The organism is Streptomyces dioscori (assembly GCF_003024195.1).
Classification (GTDB): domain Bacteria; phylum Actinomycetota; class Actinomycetes; order Streptomycetales; family Streptomycetaceae; genus Streptomyces; species Streptomyces dioscori.
In genome coordinates this window covers 74,561-90,387 of record NZ_KZ679042.1, presented here as the reverse complement: position 1 = coordinate 90,387, position 15,827 = coordinate 74,561, and the positions used below count along the sequence as shown (strand labels likewise).

The following is a 15,827-nucleotide window of genomic DNA, read 5'->3' as shown; positions in this document are numbered from 1 at the left end:
GGCGAGGTCGCCACCGCAGGCCGACGGAGAAGGGGGAACGGGCATGACCGCTCGTCGAGCCGGCGGGCCGACCATGCATGACGTCGGGAAGCTCGCGCAGGTCAGCGCCATGACCGTGTCCCGCGTACTGAAGAACGACCCCGGTGTGTCCGAAGCGACCAGGGAACGCGTCTTCGCCGCGGTGGACCGGCTGGGCTACCGCCGCAACGAGACCGCGCGCAGCCTGCGGCTCGGCGGCAGCGGGATGATCGGCCTCGTCGTCACCAACCTCGCCAACCCCTTCTACTCGCGTCTCGCGCTCGGCGTCCAGGAGGTCGCCACCGAGTACGGCTTCCGGATGGTGCTCAGCAACTCCGCCGAGCAGGCGGACCGGGAGCCCGGCCTCGTCGACGGCCTGATCGACCATCAGGTCGAAGGGCTGATCGTCGTCCCCGCGGGCAGCAGGCAGCAGCACCTGGCCGCCGCCATGCGCCACGTACCCGTCGTGCTCGCCGCCCGGCCGCCCGCCGGACTCGACACCGACTGCGTACTGGTCGAGGACTTCCACGGGGCCCGCGAGGCCACCGCCTGCCTGCTGGCCGAGGGGCACACCCGTATCGCCTTCCTGGGCAATCCGCCCTCGCTCTACACCGGGGCCGAGCGGCTGCGCGGGTTCTGGGCGGCCCACGACGAGGCCGGTGTCGAGCCCGACAACGCCCTCATCCGGCAGGGCCTCGTCGACGCGGCGACAGCCGAGGCGGCGACCCTCGAACTGCTGGGCCGGCCCGACGCCCCCGCGGCGCTGTTCTGCACCAACAACCGCATCAGCCAGGGCGCCATCCGGGCCCTGCTCAAGTCGGATGTCACCCTGCCCCTGGCCGGCTTCGACGACTTCGACCTGTCCGACGTCCTCGGCCTGCCGCTGACCCTCGTCTCCTACGACGCCGACGAGATCGGCCGGGAAGCCGCACGCCTGCTCATCGACCGCCTGGGCCACAAGGAAGCGGAGCAGCCCCCTTCCCGCCGCGTCACGATCCCCACGCGCGTCGTCCGGCACGGCGTCCACGCCGACGGCCGTCCCCTCGGCCCACCGCGGACCGACACGTGAGCAAGTCGCGTAGCGAGCCGCGTGACAAGGCGCACGAGTCACGTCGCAGGACATATGAGTCACATGACAAGGCGTGCGAGTCGCGTGACACGGCACATGAGAAGAAGGGCCGACCATGCAGTTCCCCACGAGTGTCGAGGACCATCCGCTGGTTCGGCGCGCGGTGCGCCATCTCGACGCGCTCGGCGACCCGCGCCACGGACAGTTGCTGGTGCGCTGCCTCGACGACACCCTCGCGCACACCATCCGGCCGATGCCCGACGGCAGCGCGTTCGTGGTCACCGGCGACATCCCCGCCATGTGGCTGCGCGATTCGTCGACCCAGCTGATGCCCTACCTCGCGCTCCTGAAGGACGACAAGGGCCTGCAGGACCTGGTGGCGGCCGTACTGGAGCGCCAGTTCGACCAGATCCGGCGCGACCCGTACGCGAACGCCTTCAACCCCGAACCCTCGGGACGCGCCCACGACGGTGACGACCTGTGCGAGGACCCCTGGGTGTGGGAGGAGAAGTACGAGGTCGACTCCCTGGCCTTCCCGCTCCTGCTCGCCCACCGCTTCTGGCGGGCCACCGGCCGCACCGACCACCTCGACGGGGCGGTGCGCACCGCCCACGCCGTGCTTTCCGTGTGGCGCACCGAACAGGACCACGAGCACCGGTCCGCCTACCGCTTTCTCCGGTCCTCGGGACCGGCGAGCGACACACTGCCCGGCGAGGGCCGGGGAACGCCCGTGGCCCGGACCGGAATGACCTGGAGCGGATTCCGGCCCAGCGACGACGCCTGCACGTACGGGTACAACGTGCCCGCGAACCTGTGCGCGGCAGCCGCCCTCGACGGTACGGCCGAGATGGCACACGAGGCCGGGGACACGGCCCTGGCCGAGGACGCCACGGCCCTGGCGGCCGAACTGCGGGAAGGGGTCGCCCGCCACGGAACGGTCGACCACCCCGAACACGGCACGATCTACGCCTATGAAGTGGACGGACTCGGCAACGCCCTCCTGATGGACGACGCCAACATGCCGAGCCTCCTGTCCCTGCCCCTGGTCGCGAACGTACCCACCGCCGACCCGCTGTACCGCGCCACCCGCGCATTCGTCCTCTCCCCGGCCAACCCGACCTGGTACCGGGGGAGCGCGGCACAAGGAGTGGGCAGCCCGCACACTCCCAAGAACCACATCTGGCCGATCGCCATCGCCGTGGAGGGGCTGACCTGCGACGACGACGCGTCGCGGCTCGCCGCGCTGCGCCTGTTGGCGGACACCGACGCGGGCACCGGCGCCATGCACGAGTCCTTCCACAAGGACGATCCGGGCCGCTTCACCCGGCACTGGTTCTCCTGGGCCAACGCGATGTACGCGGAGCTGGCCCTGGACGTGGCGGGCCTCGGGACCCGCTCCCTGTGGGCCCACCCTTCTCCGCGCCTGTCCGCGCCCCCGGCGTGAACCTGCCCGCCCGCTCGTGGTCGGCGGCGATCCGGAGGTAGCGTTCTCGACATGGACTTCCGTACCAAAGTTGAGCGCGCTCAGCGCCTGAAGCAGCTTCATGCCGATCACCAGCCGCTCGTGCTGCCGACCGTCTGGGACGCCTGGTCGGCGCGCACGGCGGTCGCCGCCGGTTTTCCCGCACTGACGATCGGCAGCCATCCGCTTGCCGACTCCCGGGGGGCCGAGGACCACGAGGGGCAGACCTTCGAGGAAGTGCTCGCCGCCGTCAGGCCCATCATCGCCGCGGTCGACGTCCCCGTGTCCGTGGACCTGGAAGCCGGATACGGACAGAAGCCCGCGGATCTCATCGCCGGACTCATCGAGGTCGGCGGTGTCGGTCTCAACGTCGAGGACACCGTCCACTCGGACGGCGGACGCGTGCGCAGCACGCAGGAGCACGCGAGTTACATCGCCGGCCTGCGCGCGGCGGCCGACGACGCGGGCGTCCCGGTGTGGGTCAACGGACGCACCGATCTCTTCCTGCACGCGAAGGACGCCGCCGGTGTCCTCGACGAGGCGATCGAGCGACTGCGGGCCCTGGAGCAGGCCGGTGCCGACAGCGTCTACCCGGTGGGCATCCAGGACAACGACGAGCTGCTCACGGCGGTGATCGGCGCCGTGGCCATTCCCGTGAACTCCACGGCCCATCCCGTGAAGCACGACCTTGAGCGCTTCCGCCGGCTCGGCGTCGGCCGGATCACCTACGGTCCGCTGCTGCAGATCGCGTTGACCGACACGATCAAGGACATGCTCGGGCCCTGGGCGCCCTGACGGGTTGATCGAGCGTGGGACGCCCTTGTTCACCTCTCACCCTTGGAGAAGGGCGCCCCACGCTCCGGGCGCGACCGCTGTCACGCGACCGGTCGTGTCCGTGTTCGTACGTGGGTCCCGGCGGGGCCAAGGTCGTCCGTCGTCGGCGTCATACCGGCCCGCGTGCTAGTAGCGATCGTGACGGCCGGGTCGCGGGGATGACGGACTACCTGGTGACCGCCGCCGGCTCGGGACGCGGCGTTGGCGGCGAAGGTCTACGAACACACGGCACGCACGCTGGGTCTCGTGCCCCTGCCGACGACTTGAACTGAACTGAACCGAAGGGTTGGCTGATCGTCCCGGTTCGTCGTGCGTGGGGCCGCTGTCAGCCGAAGTCGTCGGGGACGATACGGAGCTTCTGCGCGATGCGGGCGAGTGCCTTCTGGTCCGTGGCGTTGAGCGAGTCCAGGACCATGCGGCGTACGGCTCGCAGATGTGTGGGCGCCGCCAGGCGCACGATGTCGAAGCCGGCGTCGGTGAGTTCGGCGAGGGTGTAACGGCCGTCGGCCGGGTCGGGGGTCCGTACGATCCAGCCCCGTTGTTCACAGCGTTTGGTGACGTTGGACAGGCGGGAGAGCGACCCACTGGCTAGGAAGGCGAGTTCTCCCATCCGCAGCTTGCGCTGCGGGGCCTCGGAGAGGTGGCTGAGCACCAGGTACTCGAACAGGGTGAGCCCGTGTTCCTGCCGCAGCGGTGACTCCAGCTTGCCGGGCAGCAGCAGGACGAGGGAGATCATCCCCGTCCACGCCGCCTTCTCCTGCTCGTCGAGCCACCGCAGCTCCTCGTCGTCCTCGTGTCCATCCGCGGCGCTCATGGACCCTCCCGTGCTGGTCATGACCCTCCCTGCCCTCCGGCGAAACCCGCCATCACTTTACGCTTGAAGTCATTGCGTGCTAGTTTCACTTTACGCGTGAACTCATGGATGAGGAAACGCGCCCCTATGGACAGGAAGAGGAAGCATCATGAGTACCGTCACCTTCGGCATCACTCCGGGCTACGGCGAGAAGCTGCACTCGGCCCTCGGCTACAGCGGGGCCGTCCGTGTCGACGACCGGGTCGAGATCTCCGGTCAGGCCGGAGTGAATGACGATCTCGTCATCCCCGACTCGCTGGAAGACGAGATCATCCAGGCCTTCGACAACGTGGAGCGCACGCTCGCCACGGTCGGCGCGACATGGAAGGACGTCATCCACGTCAACTCGTACCACAAGGTCGCGCCGGGAGACGACGTCATCGGCGACGACCACAACGCGGTCATGGCCGAGCAGTTCCGCCGTCGCCTCGACGGCCGCGCCCCCATCTGGACCGAGACCGGCGTCACCGTGCTCGGCCTCGCCGCCATGCGCGTGGAGATCCGGGTCACGGCCGTCGTCGGCTCCGGGGACTCCGGGAACTGAGCCGTCACCTTCGGCGACCGCCGGCGGGGGCTCGGGCTGTACGACCGGCGTGCGCAGCCCCGGGTCCGCCGCCCGGGCCGCGCCGGAGCTCACCTCCACCCGGCCCGCTCGCCTGACGCGCCGCGCCGTGCATCCTGCTGCCGTCCGTTGTTGATCCGTTGCCGTGCGGCTCCGAACCTCTTGACGTAGTTGGTTCAGACCTTTACGTTCTTCCGCACAGCGCGTGTTCATAGGTGAACCTAGCGTTCACTGACATGAACCAGCCTCCCCCACCGTCTGCTTCTGACGAAAGGCTGCGATCACCCCCATGACCGTGCGAACCCGTACTCGTTCCCATGCCCTGCGCGGCGGACTCGCCCTGGCGGCCCTGCCCCTGACAGCGGGTCTCCTCGCCGCGCCGCACGCCGATGCCGCCCCGGCGGCCACCTCGACCGCCGTCGCCCCGTACCTCTACAACGGCTGGGGCAACCCGCCCAGCCCGACGACGATCACCCAGGCCACCGGCGTGAAGTCGTTCACCCTCGCCTTCATCCTCAGCAACGGCTACTGCAACCCGCAGTGGGACGGCAGCCGCCCGCTCACCGGCGGCGTCGACCAGCGCACCATCACCACGATCCGCAACGGCGGCGGCGACGCCATCCCGTCGTTCGGCGGATACAGCGGCAACAAGCTGGAGAGCTCCTGCTCCAGCGCGAGCGAACTCGCCGCCGCCTACCAGAAAGTGATCGACGCCTACACGCTGAAGGTCATCGACATAGACATCGAGGCCGCCGCGTACGACAGCCCCACCGTGCAGCAGCGCACCGTCGACGCCCTGAAGACCGTCAAGTCCCGCAACCCGGGCCTGAAGGTCCACATCACCATCGGCACCGGGCAGAGCGGCCCCGACACCAGCCTGATCAGACGCGCCGCCACGTCGGGCCTGTCGGCCGACAGCTGGACCATCATGCCCTTCGACTTCGACGGCGGAAGCCAGAACATGGGCACCCTGACCCTGCGCGCCGCCGAAGGCCTGAAGACCGCACTGAAGCAGGCCTACGGCTACAGCGACGACCAGTCCTACCGGACCATGGGCATCTCCTCCATGAACGGCGTCACCGACCAGAACGAGAAGGTCACCGTCGCCGACTTCCGCACCATCCTCGGCTACGCCCAGCAGCACCACCTGGCCCGGCTCACCTTCTGGTCCGCGAACCGCGACCGGCCCTGCACCGGCGGCGACTCCGAGAGCTGCTCCGGTGTCGCCCAGGCCGCCTGGGACTACACCCGTGTCTTCGCCCAGTACACCGGCTGACCCCCGCCGTTCCTCCTCGTCGCCGAAGGATCTCTCGAAGGACCTCACATGATGCGCTTCAAAGCCCTGGCCACCGCCACCGTCGCGGGCCTCGTCGGTACGATCGCCGTCCTGAGCACCGGCGCCGCCGCCGCGGCCGACCCGAACAAGGCCCCGGGCGGCAACTTCGACCTCTCCGTCTGGCAGCTGCAGGAGCCCGTCGGCTCACCCGGCTCGCCGACCACCATCTCCTCGTCCCGGCTCCAGGGGGCGAACGGCTTCCAGGACTCGTACTTCTACACCGACACCCGGGACGGAGCGATGACCTTCTGGGCCCCGGAGAAAGGTGTCACCACACCCAACTCGAAGTACGCGCGCTCCGAACTGCGGGAGATGAACCGCAACGGCAGCGCCGCCGACTGGTCGCTCAGCGGCAACCACCGTATGAACGCGACCCTGCGCGTGGTGTCGGTGACCTCCAACGTGTGCGTGGGCCAGATCCACCTCGGCTCCGGAGGGTCCTCCACGAAGCCGCTCGTCGAGCTGTACTACCGCGCGAACGGCGACATCGTGGCCGGCATCGAGAACTCGCCCGCCGGCGGCCAGACCACGCACACCGTCGGCCACGTCTCGCTCGGCAAGACCTGGACGTACTCCATAGCCGTCTCCGGCGGCCGGACCATCGACCTGACCGTGAACGGAAGCACCACCCACTACACGATCCCGACGTCGTTCGACCCGTACAAGCAGTACTTCAAGGCCGGTTCCTACAACCAGTCCTCGTCGGACAGCACCACCAAGGGGGCCCGTGTCGCCTTCTACGGCCTGACGGTCTCCCACAACTGACCCCGGCCGGGGGTGCGCGCCAAGGTGTGCACCCCCAGGACGGGCACGGCGGAGCGGACTCCGGCGAGTCGCCGTCGTACGCCTCGTTCCACGGGGTCAGAGGGCGGCGGAGTTGAGGGCGGTGGCCGTCGCGGCGTCGGGGTGGATGGGGAAGACCCGGTCCAGGCCGGTGATGCGCAGAATGCGGGAGGTGTTGGCGGGGACCGCGGCCAGCGCTATGCCGCCACCCTGTTCGACGGCCCTGCTCCGGGCCGACAGCAGAGCGCTGATCCCGCTGGAGTCGCAGAAATCCAGCCGGGCCAGATCCAGGACCAGCACGAGCCCTGCGGCAAGGGCGAGGTCGTTGACGGCGTCGCGCAGTTCGGGCGCGGTCTCGTGGTCGAGGTCGCCGGTGATCTCCAGTACGGGACCGGTGGCGGCGTCGCGGGCGGTGATCGTCAGTGGGCTCATGTCGGGTTTTCGCTCGTGGTGGTGGGAAGGGCGGCGGGTACGCCGAGGGCGAGCAGCGCGGTGTCGTCGTCCAGGCCGTCGCCGAAGGACGCGAGCAGTCCGGTCAGGGCGGTGACCAGGGCCTGCGGGCCCGCAGACGGCCGGGTGGCGGTGAAGGTGCGCAGGGCGTCCTCGCCGTACAGCGCGCGGTCCGGTCCGGTACGGGCTTCGGTCAGGCCGTCGGTGTACAGCAACAGGGTGTCGCCGGGCAGCAGTTGAGTGCGGGCTGCGACGAACGGGGCCTCGGGCAGGACGCCGATGAGGAGTCCCCCGGGGGTGGGCAGGTAGTCGGCGCCGCCGTCGGCGCGTTGGATCAGGGCGGAGGGGTGCCCGCCGGAGGCCAGGCGCACATCGGCGTGGCCGTCGGCGGGTTCGAGGACGCCGAATATGGCGGTGCAGTAGCGGCCCTCTCCGCTTCGGTACCGCTCGTGCAGCACGGTGTTCAGGGTGGTGAGGACGGAGACGGGGTCGGCGTCGTGCAGGGCCGCCGCGCGCAGGGTGTAACGCGTCAGCGAGGTGACGGCTGCGGCCTGGGGGCCCTTGCCGCACACGTCACCGAGGAAGAACGCCCACCGTCCGGTGTCCAGGGGGAACAGGTCGTAGAAGTCTCCGCCCAGCAGATCGGGGGAGGCCGTGTGGTAGTAGGAGCCGGCTTCCAGGCCCGGGACCGCGGGCAGTTCGGCGGGCAGCAGGCTCTGCTGAAGGACGGCGAGGGCCTCCTGGAGCCGTTCGCGGTCGGCTTCGGACTGCCTGCGTGCCTCCTCGGCCGCCCGGCGGCCGCGCAGCAGCTCCTGCTCGTAGGCGCGGCGGTCGCGGGCGTCGAAGACGGTGGTGCGGATCAGCAGCGGCGCGCCGTCCTCGCTGGTTTTCACCTTGGAGGTGACCAGCACCGGCATCCGCCGGCCTGCGGATGCCTTGATGTCCAGGGCGATCCCGCTGACTTCGCCCTTCATCTGCAGCAGGGGCGCGAAGTGCGTCTCGTGGTACAGCTTGCCGCCCACGGTCAGCAGATCGGTGAACCGCATCCGCCCCACCACCTGGGACCGGTCCAGGCCCAGCCAGTCCAGCAGAGTGGTGTTGATCTTCGCGACGGTGCCGTCCATCAGCGTCGACAGATATCCGCACGGGGCGTGTTCGTACAGTTCCTCGGCACTGTCCTCCAGCAGCGAGGTGAACGCCGCGTCCGCGGCGTCCATGTCCTGCCCCTCACCCGGCTCGGACCCCGACCGGTCGGTGCGGCCCATCATCAGGCCGCTGCGATGAAGTCGGTGATCGCCCCGGCGGTGGCCTGCGGCGCGCTCAGCTGCGGGCAGTGCCCCGTAGCCTCCAGCGTCACCAGCCGGCTGCCCGGGACGACGTCGCGGACGTAGGCGCCGACCTCCCGGGGAGCGATGACGTCCTGCCTGCACTCCAGGATCAGCGTCGGTACCGTGACCGTCCGCAGGTCCTCGCGGCTGTCGGACAGGAACGTCGTGCGCGCGAAGACGCGGGCCATGTCCGGGTCGGTCGCGCAGAACGAGGCGGTCAGTTCCTGGCCCAGTTCCGGCCGGTCCACGTTGCCCATGATGACCGGGGCCATCGCGGCCGACCAGCCCAGATAGTTCGACTCCAGGGACTCCAGCAGCTCGTCGATGTCCTCGGCGCTGAAGCCGCCCCGATAACCGTCGTCATCGATGTAGCGGGGCGAGGGCGCGACCATCACCAGACGGGAGATGCGCCGCGGTGCCTTCGCCGCCGCCAGAACCCCCACCATCGCGCTGACCGAATGCCCCACGAACGTCACATCCCGCAGGTCCAGCTCTTCACAGATCTCCGTCACATCGAGCGCGTACCCCTCCAGGGAGCTGTAACGCCGCTCGTCCCAGGCCGACGGGTCCGCCCGTCCCGAGCCGACGTAGTCGAAGAGCACCACCTGGTACTGCTCGGCCAGCGCGGGAGCCACCAGGCGCCACATGTTCTGGTCGCAGCCGAACCCATGCGCCAGCACCAGCACCGGCCCGCCCGCACGGCCGGTGACGGTGACGTTGTTCCTGCGACCGATATCCATACCGGTCAGTTTCCCATCACCGTCCTCCGCCCTCCGCAGGGGCCCGGCTGCCGCCCGCTCTCAGCGCAGCGAGACTTCGACGAGCCGCGCACCCGTCCCCGTTCCGGATTCGGTGACGACGGCGACGTAGCGCGCGTCGGTGTCCGTGCTCAGACACCGGCTCCGTCCCGAGCCGGCCGGCCGCCCGAGCCGCGTGTACGTCAGCCCGTCGGTGCTGACCTCCACCCGGACCCCGGGCACCCGCCCTCTCGTCCACCGCGTGCGGATGTCGCGGATCCGCCGCGTCGCGCCGAGGTCGACGACCATCCGGCCGTCGGGGCCGGGGGTCCACGCCGTCGCCGGGTCGCCGTCCACGGCCGCGGAGGGGTCCGACATGCCCTGCGGCAGAGGCGATGTCGGGAAGACGGTGCGTCCCAGAGCGAGGTCGTCGTGCGGATACGCGGGAGTGTCCCGCAGCGTACAGGTGGTGACCCGTCCCGAGCGCACCACGACCACCTCGCGGGAGTCCGGGCCGACGACCTGCAGGCGGCAGGAGGGGCCGCTGAGCCGGACCGTGGAGGCATCGACGACCTCCGCGCGCAGGCCCTCGGGCAGCCGGTCGCCGGACAGCGGGCGCAGCGAGAGCCGCGGCGCGAGGACCTGGGCCGTGGCCGCGTCGAGGGCGGCCTCGTAGGAACTGCCGGCCGCGCTCACCGTCTGCGTGCCTTCGAACAGCGTCAGGCGCGACCGGGACTGCGGGATCGCGACCTGTGTGGTGACCGCTCCGCCGGAGAGGTTGAACAGGCTGAGATGGCCGTCGGTGAGAGCGGCACGCACGGCACCGTCCGTCGTGTGCGGGGCGGGGCGGCCGGCCAGTTCACGCAGGGCGGCGGGGGAGGCGTCGGGCAGTCCCTCGACCAGCAGCGGGGCGGCTGGTCCGTCCGCCAGGATCACGGTGTCGCCGTACACGGCCAGCCGGTGTTCCGAGCCCCGCACGACCAGTCCCGCACGGCCGTCCACGTCGAGCCAGCCGCCTCGGCTCGCCGCGTCGGGGACCGGCCAGGACACCAGGTCGGTCCACTCCCGGCCGTCCTGGGAGCCCTGCAGAAGGTAGGCGCGCCCCGCGGCGGCCTCCCAGCGCAGAGTCACCCGGTCCACGGAGTGCGATCCGCCCAGGTCGACGGCGAGCCAACTGTCCGGGCGGGGGCGCTCCGCCCGCGAGACGGCCCATCTGCTCGCCGCGTTCCCGTCCACCGCGAGGGCAGGCTCCTTGCCGGGATCGAAGGACGACGCGGTGGCCGTCGCACCCCGGGCGAGGTCGGTGCCCGCCACCCCGTCGCGTGCCTCGAACGCGAACAGCGAGTACCCGTACGCCGGATCGGGCCGGACCCCGGTCATCCGCAGATGCCGTATCTCGGTCCGAGTGAAGACGAGGTCGTCCACGCGTGGGGAGGGCACCGGCGGACGGGCGTCCTGCGCCGTGACCTTGACGCTGCCCTCCGCGAAGCGGTAGGTACGGGAGCCCGTCAGCCCGGACACGCCGGGCATCGTGAGGTTGTGCACCTCCAGATGGCCCTCACCGGCGGCGACACCCGTGGTCGCGTAGACGACGGCACCCGAGGGCAGAGTCGTCCAGCCGGCGTACTCGGCGCCCAGCCGCAGCACGGTCGCGCTGGCGTCGAACCCGTCGCGGACCCGGCTGTACGTCTGCACCTGGCGGCCGTCGACCTGGCCCGACACGGCCGGCAGGAACATGGGAGTGGCTCCGCTGATCCTGAACAGCCAGTCGTCGTGCGCCGGTTGCCAGGCCAACTTCACGAACCCCGGCTTGGAGACGGCACCGGCCCAGGCCCCGGGCGACTGGTGGGAGACCAGACCCGGCTCGGTCCCGAAGTCGGTGACCCCGGAGGCCCGCGCGAACAGCCCGGCCTCGGACAGCGGGCGGACGGTACGCCCCTGCCTGGCCGCCCACACATGCAGGAGGTAGCTGATGGCCAACTCGGCCCTGGCCTCCGGCTCGTACTTCGGTTCGCCCGAGAACTTCGCCAGCCGGTACTCCGGAGGGTAGGCCTGGTACGCCTCCAGCCGAGACGCCAGCGAGCGCTCCGCACGGGCCGCGGCCCGTGCGCCGCCGACCTGGGCGAGGAAGGCGAGCGGGATGACGTCCCGCCCGTAGAGGTGTTCGCGGTCCGCCACCATGGGCATCAGCGGCTCTCCGGCGTCGCTCATCACACCGAGGAGGGTGCGCCACAGCAGGTCGGCGTTCGGCTGCCGGGTGAGTACCTGCGGCATCGGGCGCCCGGCGGCGATGAAGTGCGCGGCGTTGCGTCCCGACGTACGCCACAGCTCCTGCTGGTAGTGCGGGCCGAAGGATCCGTGGTTCTCGACGATGAACGTGTCGTACAGGTTGCGGGCCGTGTTCGCGGACACGGAAACGCCATCCACGCGGACCGGGTTGGCGAGGTCTGCCGGGGGCAGCCCCGCCTCGTTGCGCGACCAGGTGCCGTACGCGGCCAGCCAGTCGGCGTGCCGGGGGTCGTCCGCGGCCCAGGCCGCACCGGGGGCGAGGGACTGGGCGTACACGCCCATCTCCTCCAGCTTGGTGTCCTTCCGGTATCCGCCGGACAGGCCGTGCGGGGTCCAGTCGCCGGAGTCCGGGTCGTCGCTCGTGCCCAGGGCGGTTGTGTAGGCCGCCTGTTCGCGCGCGATGGTGTCGACGTGTTTTTGGGTCACTGCGTCGAGCTCGTCCCACAGGAGTCGTGCGGCGAGGACGAAGTACGACTGGAAGGTGGTGTCGAAGAACAGCTTGCGGCCCCACTGGGTGCCGCCGGTCAGCCGGTTGGAGGCGGCGAAGTGCTTGATGGTCGCCAGGGTCCGGGTCCGCAGCGTCTGCTCGTCGACACCGGCCCGCTCGCTGTCGTACGTGCCGTGCGTGAGGAGGACCGCGTGGCCCAGGACCACGGCGAAACCGAAGTCCTTGTCCGTGTAGTACCCGCGTGCCTGGTCCCATTGCTGCTCGGACCAGCGGGTGTGGTTCAGCAGGACGCGATGGTAGACGGCCGCCACCTCGTCCGGTACCTCGCCGGATCGCCCCGCGAGCCCGCCGGATCGCTCCGCTGCGTGAGCGGCGACGGGTTCGAGTGCCGGCGGCAGGGCCGCCAAGCCAGCGGAGACGCCGAGGAGTTGGACGAACCGGCGTCGGGCGACCGGAGAAGGGGGCATGTGGGACACGATCGGCGCCTCTCTGAGCGGGCGGGCCGGACAACGTTGTCAAGCGGCAGCGGCAATCTTTCGTCCTGGCGGCGGGATGCGTCAAGGGGTGTGACGTGTGCGGCGGTCCGTCGTGCGTCGGTGTGCCGGTGCATCGGTGTTGCCGGTCGATCCCGGTCGCGGCGCGCGTCACAGGCTTGCGGAGCGGAGTACGACGAGGGCGACGGCGGCAGCCGTGAGGACGGCTGCCGGGAGTGTTCCCTTGAGGTCGCCGACGCGCAGGTGGGTGGCGACCGCGCCGACGAAGTAGAGCGCCAGACCGACGGCGGCAGCGATTCCGAGGGGTCCCCACCAGAGCCCGATGACAAGGCCACCGGCGCCGGCGACCTGCGCGAGGCCCAGGAACGGCAGCATGCCAAAGGGCAGGCCGAGGGTGGACATCTGGTCGACGAGCCGCTTCGGCCGGGTGAACTTGGCACCGGCCGAGGCCAGGAGCACCGCCGACATGAGCGCGGCGACGATGGCATAGGTGATGAACATGGTGAGACCTCAACTGTCGGACGCGGTGGAGTGGTTGGGCATGCGCTCTGCCGTGGTACCGGCACGTCCGCCCGAGATCCGGTCCCGGTTGCGCGGACTTGTTGCGCGCTGCATGCCTTCGACGTTAGGCATCCGTCAGGTACCAAAAGGTAACCTTCGGCCTGTGAGCCTCCGTCCCGGAACCGTGTTCCTCGCCGACTGCCCCGCCCGTGCGGCCATCGAGATCATCTCCGGCAAATGGGCCGTGGTCACGCTGTTCGCTCTGACCGACGGCCCCGTGCGCCACGGTGACCTGGTCGAGCTCATCGGAGGTGTCTCGCGCAAAGTGCTGACGCAGACGCTGCGCCGTCTGCAGGACAACGGGCTCATCGAGCGGCGCGTGTACGCCGAGGCGCCGCCACGGGTGGAATACGGCCTGACGGAACTCGGGCGCACCCTGGAGGAGCCCATCAGAAAGCTCACCGAGTGGGCGAGGGCCAACGGTGAGGCGGTCGCCGCCTTTCAAGAGGCGGCCGGCGAGAAGGACGTATAGCGCGGGGGCGGCTACGGTTCTTCGGTCGCGGCACCCAGCGGGCCCTCATGCACAGTCGGTGTCGACCACCGTCGAACGGGTCGGTGCCGCGCCCTGCTCGACGGGCAGGGAATCGTCACGGGCCCAGGCGGACCAGGAATCCACGAACAGTCCCACCTGCTGACCGAGCAGGGCTCCGGCGAACACCAGCAGCGCGCTGGACACTCCGCCGCCGCAGTAGGCACCGACCTCGTGGCTGCCGATCGCCCGACGGGACAGGAACCATTTGCGCATCTCGGTGGGCGACCGGAGGAGGCCGTCGGGAGCGACCAGTTCGGTCGAGGGGGCGTGGACCGCGTGCGGGACATGACCGGTCCTGGGATCGTCCAGCGCCCCGTCGTAGGCACTCATGGGGCGTGAGTCGAGCAGCGTGCCGTAGTCCGCGACCTCTTGGACGTCCGTGATGCCGAGTACGCGTCGGCCACCGATTCCGATACCGCTACTGCCGCCGCCACCGATCTCGAACGAGGGTGCGGCGTGGCTGTCCTGCGTCGGGGCGGGGGGCCGCGTCTGTGCTGCACGGTCCGTCCAGCCGCCCGCACGCGTCCAGGCGGGCAGTCCGCCGTCCAGGACGCGTACCGAACGGAAGCCCGCCCAGGTCAGGACGAACCACGCCCGTGCGGCGGACGACAGCTCCTCGATACGGCGGGTGTAGAGGACCAGGTCGTCGCCGGGGCCGACGCCGTGGGCCAGCAGGGTGGCGTGCACGGCGGCGGGTTCCGGCAGCGGCAGGTGGCCGCCACTGGCTGTCGGGCGGCCCGCGAAGTCGGACTTGACCGAGGTCAGGATCGCACCGGGGACGCTTCCCGCGATCGGATCCGGACCCGTCGCCATCACCCGCCACGGCGCGACCTCGATGAATACCGACCGTCTCCTTCGCGCACACGCGGTCCGCGCGTCCATGAGGTGGGGCGAGCCGGTCGCCGTCACGCTGTGCCTTCCGGTCCCGATCCCGAGGTGTGCGGGACGAACACCACCGGAAGGCTGTCCTTGAGCGCGTTGTAGATGCGGCACCGCTTCTTGTACTCGGCCACGAGTTCCGCGGCCGTCACGTGGTCGACGCCGTCGATGAAGCACTCCATGACCAGCGTGCCCAGATAGTCGCCCTCGGTCCTGCGCTCGATACGGGCGAAGATCTCGACCCGGCGCTCCGGCTGTCCGCCCTCGACGAAGTCGTGCCGGAACGCGTTGAGCGCACAGGAGACCAGGGACGCCACGAGCAGATCGAGCGAGCCGGCTTCCTCCCCCGGGCCGCCACTGCGTACCGATCCGTCCGACGTGATCTCGAATCCGGGTCCGGTGATCGCGTAACGGCCGCGGACGTCGGTGGTCCGCCCGTGCAGGTTGCTGACCACGGTCATTCTGTCGCTCACCCCGGGAAGTCTAGGCACGAGGTGCGTGGCGGGCCGTGGGGTCCGGAATCTGGACACCGCCCGTGGTGGCCACCCGCAGCTGGTCGGCCAGCAGCGAGACGACCCGGGTCAGGGAGCGGTTGTCCTCCTGGAGGACGGCGATCCGGTGCTCCAGCTCCGAGATCCGGATGAGCAGTTCGCGCCGGCCGGTGCCGCGCTCCGGCCGGGCTGCCGGAGCGGCGCGGGGCTCCCACCCGTCCCCGTGGCCGTGCCCGTGACCGTCGGCGGCAGGCCCGGCCCCGGGCCCGTAGCCGGAGAGCGCGCCGGAGACAGGAGGGCCGGAGACAGAGGTGGACGCCGAGCCGGTGGCAGGGGCCGCGTCGTAGTCGTAACTGCCGTCGTCGTAGCGGGTCAGCCACTTGCGCAGGGACTGCGGGCCGACCTCGAACTCCTCGGCCACCTCCCGCACGATCGAGCGGTTCTCGGGCTCCGCGAGACGCCGCTGCCGTACGCGCTCGACCGCCCGCTGCCGGACCTCGTCGCCGTACTTCTTGTCGAACACCATGCCGGTTTCCCCGTTCAGGAGACTGCAACACTGTCGTCACGATACTTAGCGCACACCCGTGTAAACATATCGGTTACGGGGCGGCTATATCCAGAAGTCGCCCAGTCGTATCGCAAGTTGGCCTTGATGCGGGAAGTTTTATGTATCGCTGCCATCACTGCCACACCTTCGCCTG

15 protein-coding genes and 1 pseudogene are annotated in these 15,827 nt (G+C 70.4%); 7 read left to right on the top strand and 9 right to left on the bottom strand.

Going from position 1 to position 15,827, the window contains the following annotated elements; genetic code table 11:
- Positions 1-43: 43 nt before the first annotated feature.
- The 3 genes from C6Y14_RS14405 to C6Y14_RS14395 all read left to right on the top strand — a co-directional run bounded on the left by C6Y14_RS14405 (position 44) and on the right by C6Y14_RS14395 (position 3,344).
- The gene (locus C6Y14_RS14405) at positions 44-1,087 is read left to right on the top strand and encodes a LacI family DNA-binding transcriptional regulator (protein ID WP_107017053.1); all 1,044 of its coding nucleotides are present in this window, start codon (positions 44-46) and stop codon (positions 1,085-1,087) included.
- Between the two features lie 115 nt (positions 1,088-1,202).
- A complete protein-coding gene (locus tag C6Y14_RS14400) occupies positions 1,203-2,531 on the top strand; it encodes a glycoside hydrolase family 125 protein (protein WP_107017052.1) in 1,329 nt (442 codons plus the stop codon).
- Positions 2,532-2,582: 51 nt separating this feature from the next.
- Complete coding sequence (locus tag C6Y14_RS14395) at positions 2,583-3,344, top strand: isocitrate lyase/PEP mutase family protein (protein ID WP_107017051.1); 762 nt, start codon at positions 2,583-2,585, stop codon at positions 3,342-3,344.
- 364 nt (positions 3,345-3,708) lie between these two features.
- Here the strand turns inward: C6Y14_RS14395 and C6Y14_RS14390 are convergent, their stop codons facing one another.
- Positions 3,709-4,197, bottom strand: coding sequence for a MarR family winged helix-turn-helix transcriptional regulator (locus C6Y14_RS14390; protein WP_225891071.1), 489 nt, complete (start codon positions 4,195-4,197; stop codon positions 3,709-3,711).
- Between the two features lie 148 nt (positions 4,198-4,345).
- Between C6Y14_RS14390 and C6Y14_RS14385 the strand changes: the two genes are divergently transcribed.
- The 3 genes and pseudogenes from C6Y14_RS14385 to C6Y14_RS14375 all read left to right on the top strand — a co-directional run bounded on the left by C6Y14_RS14385 (position 4,346) and on the right by C6Y14_RS14375 (position 6,899).
- Positions 4,346-4,780 carry a Rid family hydrolase gene (locus tag C6Y14_RS14385; protein WP_107017049.1) on the top strand — a complete coding sequence of 145 codons (435 nt, stop codon included), beginning with the start codon at positions 4,346-4,348 and terminating at the stop codon, positions 4,778-4,780.
- A 430-nt stretch (positions 4,781-5,210) separates the two neighbouring features.
- Positions 5,211-6,074: pseudogene (locus tag C6Y14_RS14380) on the top strand (chitinase); the annotation flags it as partial.
- A gap of 48 nt (positions 6,075-6,122) precedes the next feature.
- A complete protein-coding gene (locus C6Y14_RS14375) occupies positions 6,123-6,899 on the top strand; it encodes a polysaccharide lyase family 7 protein (protein WP_404828789.1) in 777 nt (258 codons plus the stop codon).
- 96 nt (positions 6,900-6,995) lie between these two features.
- Here the strand turns inward: C6Y14_RS14375 and C6Y14_RS14370 are convergent, their stop codons facing one another.
- The 5 genes from C6Y14_RS14370 to C6Y14_RS14350 all read right to left on the bottom strand — a co-directional run bounded on the left by C6Y14_RS14370 (position 6,996) and on the right by C6Y14_RS14350 (position 13,164).
- On the bottom strand, positions 6,996-7,349 hold the full coding sequence (locus C6Y14_RS14370; RefSeq protein WP_107017047.1) for an STAS domain-containing protein: 354 nt from the start codon (positions 7,347-7,349) through the stop codon (positions 6,996-6,998).
- Entirely contained in the window at positions 7,346-8,632 is a 1,287-nt protein-coding gene (locus tag C6Y14_RS14365; protein WP_107017046.1) for a PP2C family protein-serine/threonine phosphatase, read from the bottom strand. The genes C6Y14_RS14370 and C6Y14_RS14365 overlap by 4 nt, the downstream gene beginning before the upstream one ends.
- Before the next feature lie 2 nt (positions 8,633-8,634).
- Positions 8,635-9,435, bottom strand: a complete 801-nt coding sequence (locus C6Y14_RS14360; protein ID WP_107017045.1) for an alpha/beta fold hydrolase — start codon at positions 9,433-9,435, stop codon at positions 8,635-8,637.
- A gap of 60 nt (positions 9,436-9,495) precedes the next feature.
- Positions 9,496-12,636, bottom strand: a complete 3,141-nt coding sequence (locus C6Y14_RS14355; protein WP_107017044.1) for a discoidin domain-containing protein — start codon at positions 12,634-12,636, stop codon at positions 9,496-9,498.
- Between the two features lie 177 nt (positions 12,637-12,813).
- Positions 12,814-13,164 carry a DoxX family protein gene (locus C6Y14_RS14350; protein ID WP_107017043.1) on the bottom strand — a complete coding sequence of 117 codons (351 nt, stop codon included), beginning with the start codon at positions 13,162-13,164 and terminating at the stop codon, positions 12,814-12,816.
- Between the two features lie 112 nt (positions 13,165-13,276).
- Between C6Y14_RS14350 and C6Y14_RS14345 the strand changes: the two genes are divergently transcribed.
- A complete protein-coding gene (locus tag C6Y14_RS14345; protein WP_107017042.1) occupies positions 13,277-13,696 on the top strand; it encodes a winged helix-turn-helix transcriptional regulator in 420 nt (139 codons plus the stop codon).
- Between the two features lie 45 nt (positions 13,697-13,741).
- Here the strand turns inward: C6Y14_RS14345 and C6Y14_RS14340 are convergent, their stop codons facing one another.
- The 3 genes from C6Y14_RS14340 to C6Y14_RS14330 are packed head-to-tail and all read right to left on the bottom strand — an operon-like array spanning position 13,742 to position 15,652.
- On the bottom strand, positions 13,742-14,665 hold the full coding sequence (locus C6Y14_RS14340) for a sulfurtransferase (protein WP_107017041.1): 924 nt from the start codon (positions 14,663-14,665) through the stop codon (positions 13,742-13,744).
- Complete coding sequence (locus tag C6Y14_RS14335) at positions 14,662-15,108, bottom strand: OsmC family protein (RefSeq protein WP_159074248.1); 447 nt, start codon at positions 15,106-15,108, stop codon at positions 14,662-14,664. The genes C6Y14_RS14340 and C6Y14_RS14335 overlap by 4 nt, the downstream gene beginning before the upstream one ends.
- A 10-nt stretch (positions 15,109-15,118) precedes the next feature.
- A complete protein-coding gene (locus tag C6Y14_RS14330) occupies positions 15,119-15,652 on the bottom strand; it encodes a hypothetical protein (RefSeq protein WP_107017039.1) in 534 nt (177 codons plus the stop codon).
- Between the last annotated feature and the right edge of the window lie 175 nt (positions 15,653-15,827).

Bases quoted from the DNA above. Each gene is read 5' to 3' on its own strand.
- C6Y14_RS14385 (WP_107017049.1), top strand. From the start codon at position 4,346: ATGAGTACCGTCACCTTCGGCATCACTCCGGGCTACGGCGAGAAGCTG.
- C6Y14_RS14360 (WP_107017045.1), bottom strand. From the start codon at position 9,435: ATGGATATCGGTCGCAGGAACAACGTCACCGTCACCGGCCGTGCGGGC.
- C6Y14_RS14390 (WP_225891071.1), bottom strand. From the start codon at position 4,197: ATGAGCGCCGCGGATGGACACGAGGACGACGAGGAGCTGCGGTGGCTC.
- C6Y14_RS14365 (WP_107017046.1), bottom strand. From the start codon at position 8,632: ATGGGCCGCACCGACCGGTCGGGGTCCGAGCCGGGTGAGGGGCAGGAC.
- C6Y14_RS14400 (WP_107017052.1), top strand. From the start codon at position 1,203: ATGCAGTTCCCCACGAGTGTCGAGGACCATCCGCTGGTTCGGCGCGCG.
- C6Y14_RS14405 (WP_107017053.1), top strand. From the start codon at position 44: ATGACCGCTCGTCGAGCCGGCGGGCCGACCATGCATGACGTCGGGAAG.
- C6Y14_RS14350 (WP_107017043.1), bottom strand. From the start codon at position 13,164: ATGTTCATCACCTATGCCATCGTCGCCGCGCTCATGTCGGCGGTGCTC.
- C6Y14_RS14345 (WP_107017042.1), top strand. From the start codon at position 13,277: ATGCCTTCGACGTTAGGCATCCGTCAGGTACCAAAAGGTAACCTTCGG.
- C6Y14_RS14355 (WP_107017044.1), bottom strand. From the start codon at position 12,636: ATGCCCCCTTCTCCGGTCGCCCGACGCCGGTTCGTCCAACTCCTCGGC.
- C6Y14_RS14375 (WP_404828789.1), top strand. From the start codon at position 6,123: ATGATGCGCTTCAAAGCCCTGGCCACCGCCACCGTCGCGGGCCTCGTC.
- C6Y14_RS14330 (WP_107017039.1), bottom strand. From the start codon at position 15,652: ATGGTGTTCGACAAGAAGTACGGCGACGAGGTCCGGCAGCGGGCGGTC.
- C6Y14_RS14395 (WP_107017051.1), top strand. From the start codon at position 2,583: ATGGACTTCCGTACCAAAGTTGAGCGCGCTCAGCGCCTGAAGCAGCTT.
- C6Y14_RS14370 (WP_107017047.1), bottom strand. From the start codon at position 7,349: ATGAGCCCACTGACGATCACCGCCCGCGACGCCGCCACCGGTCCCGTA.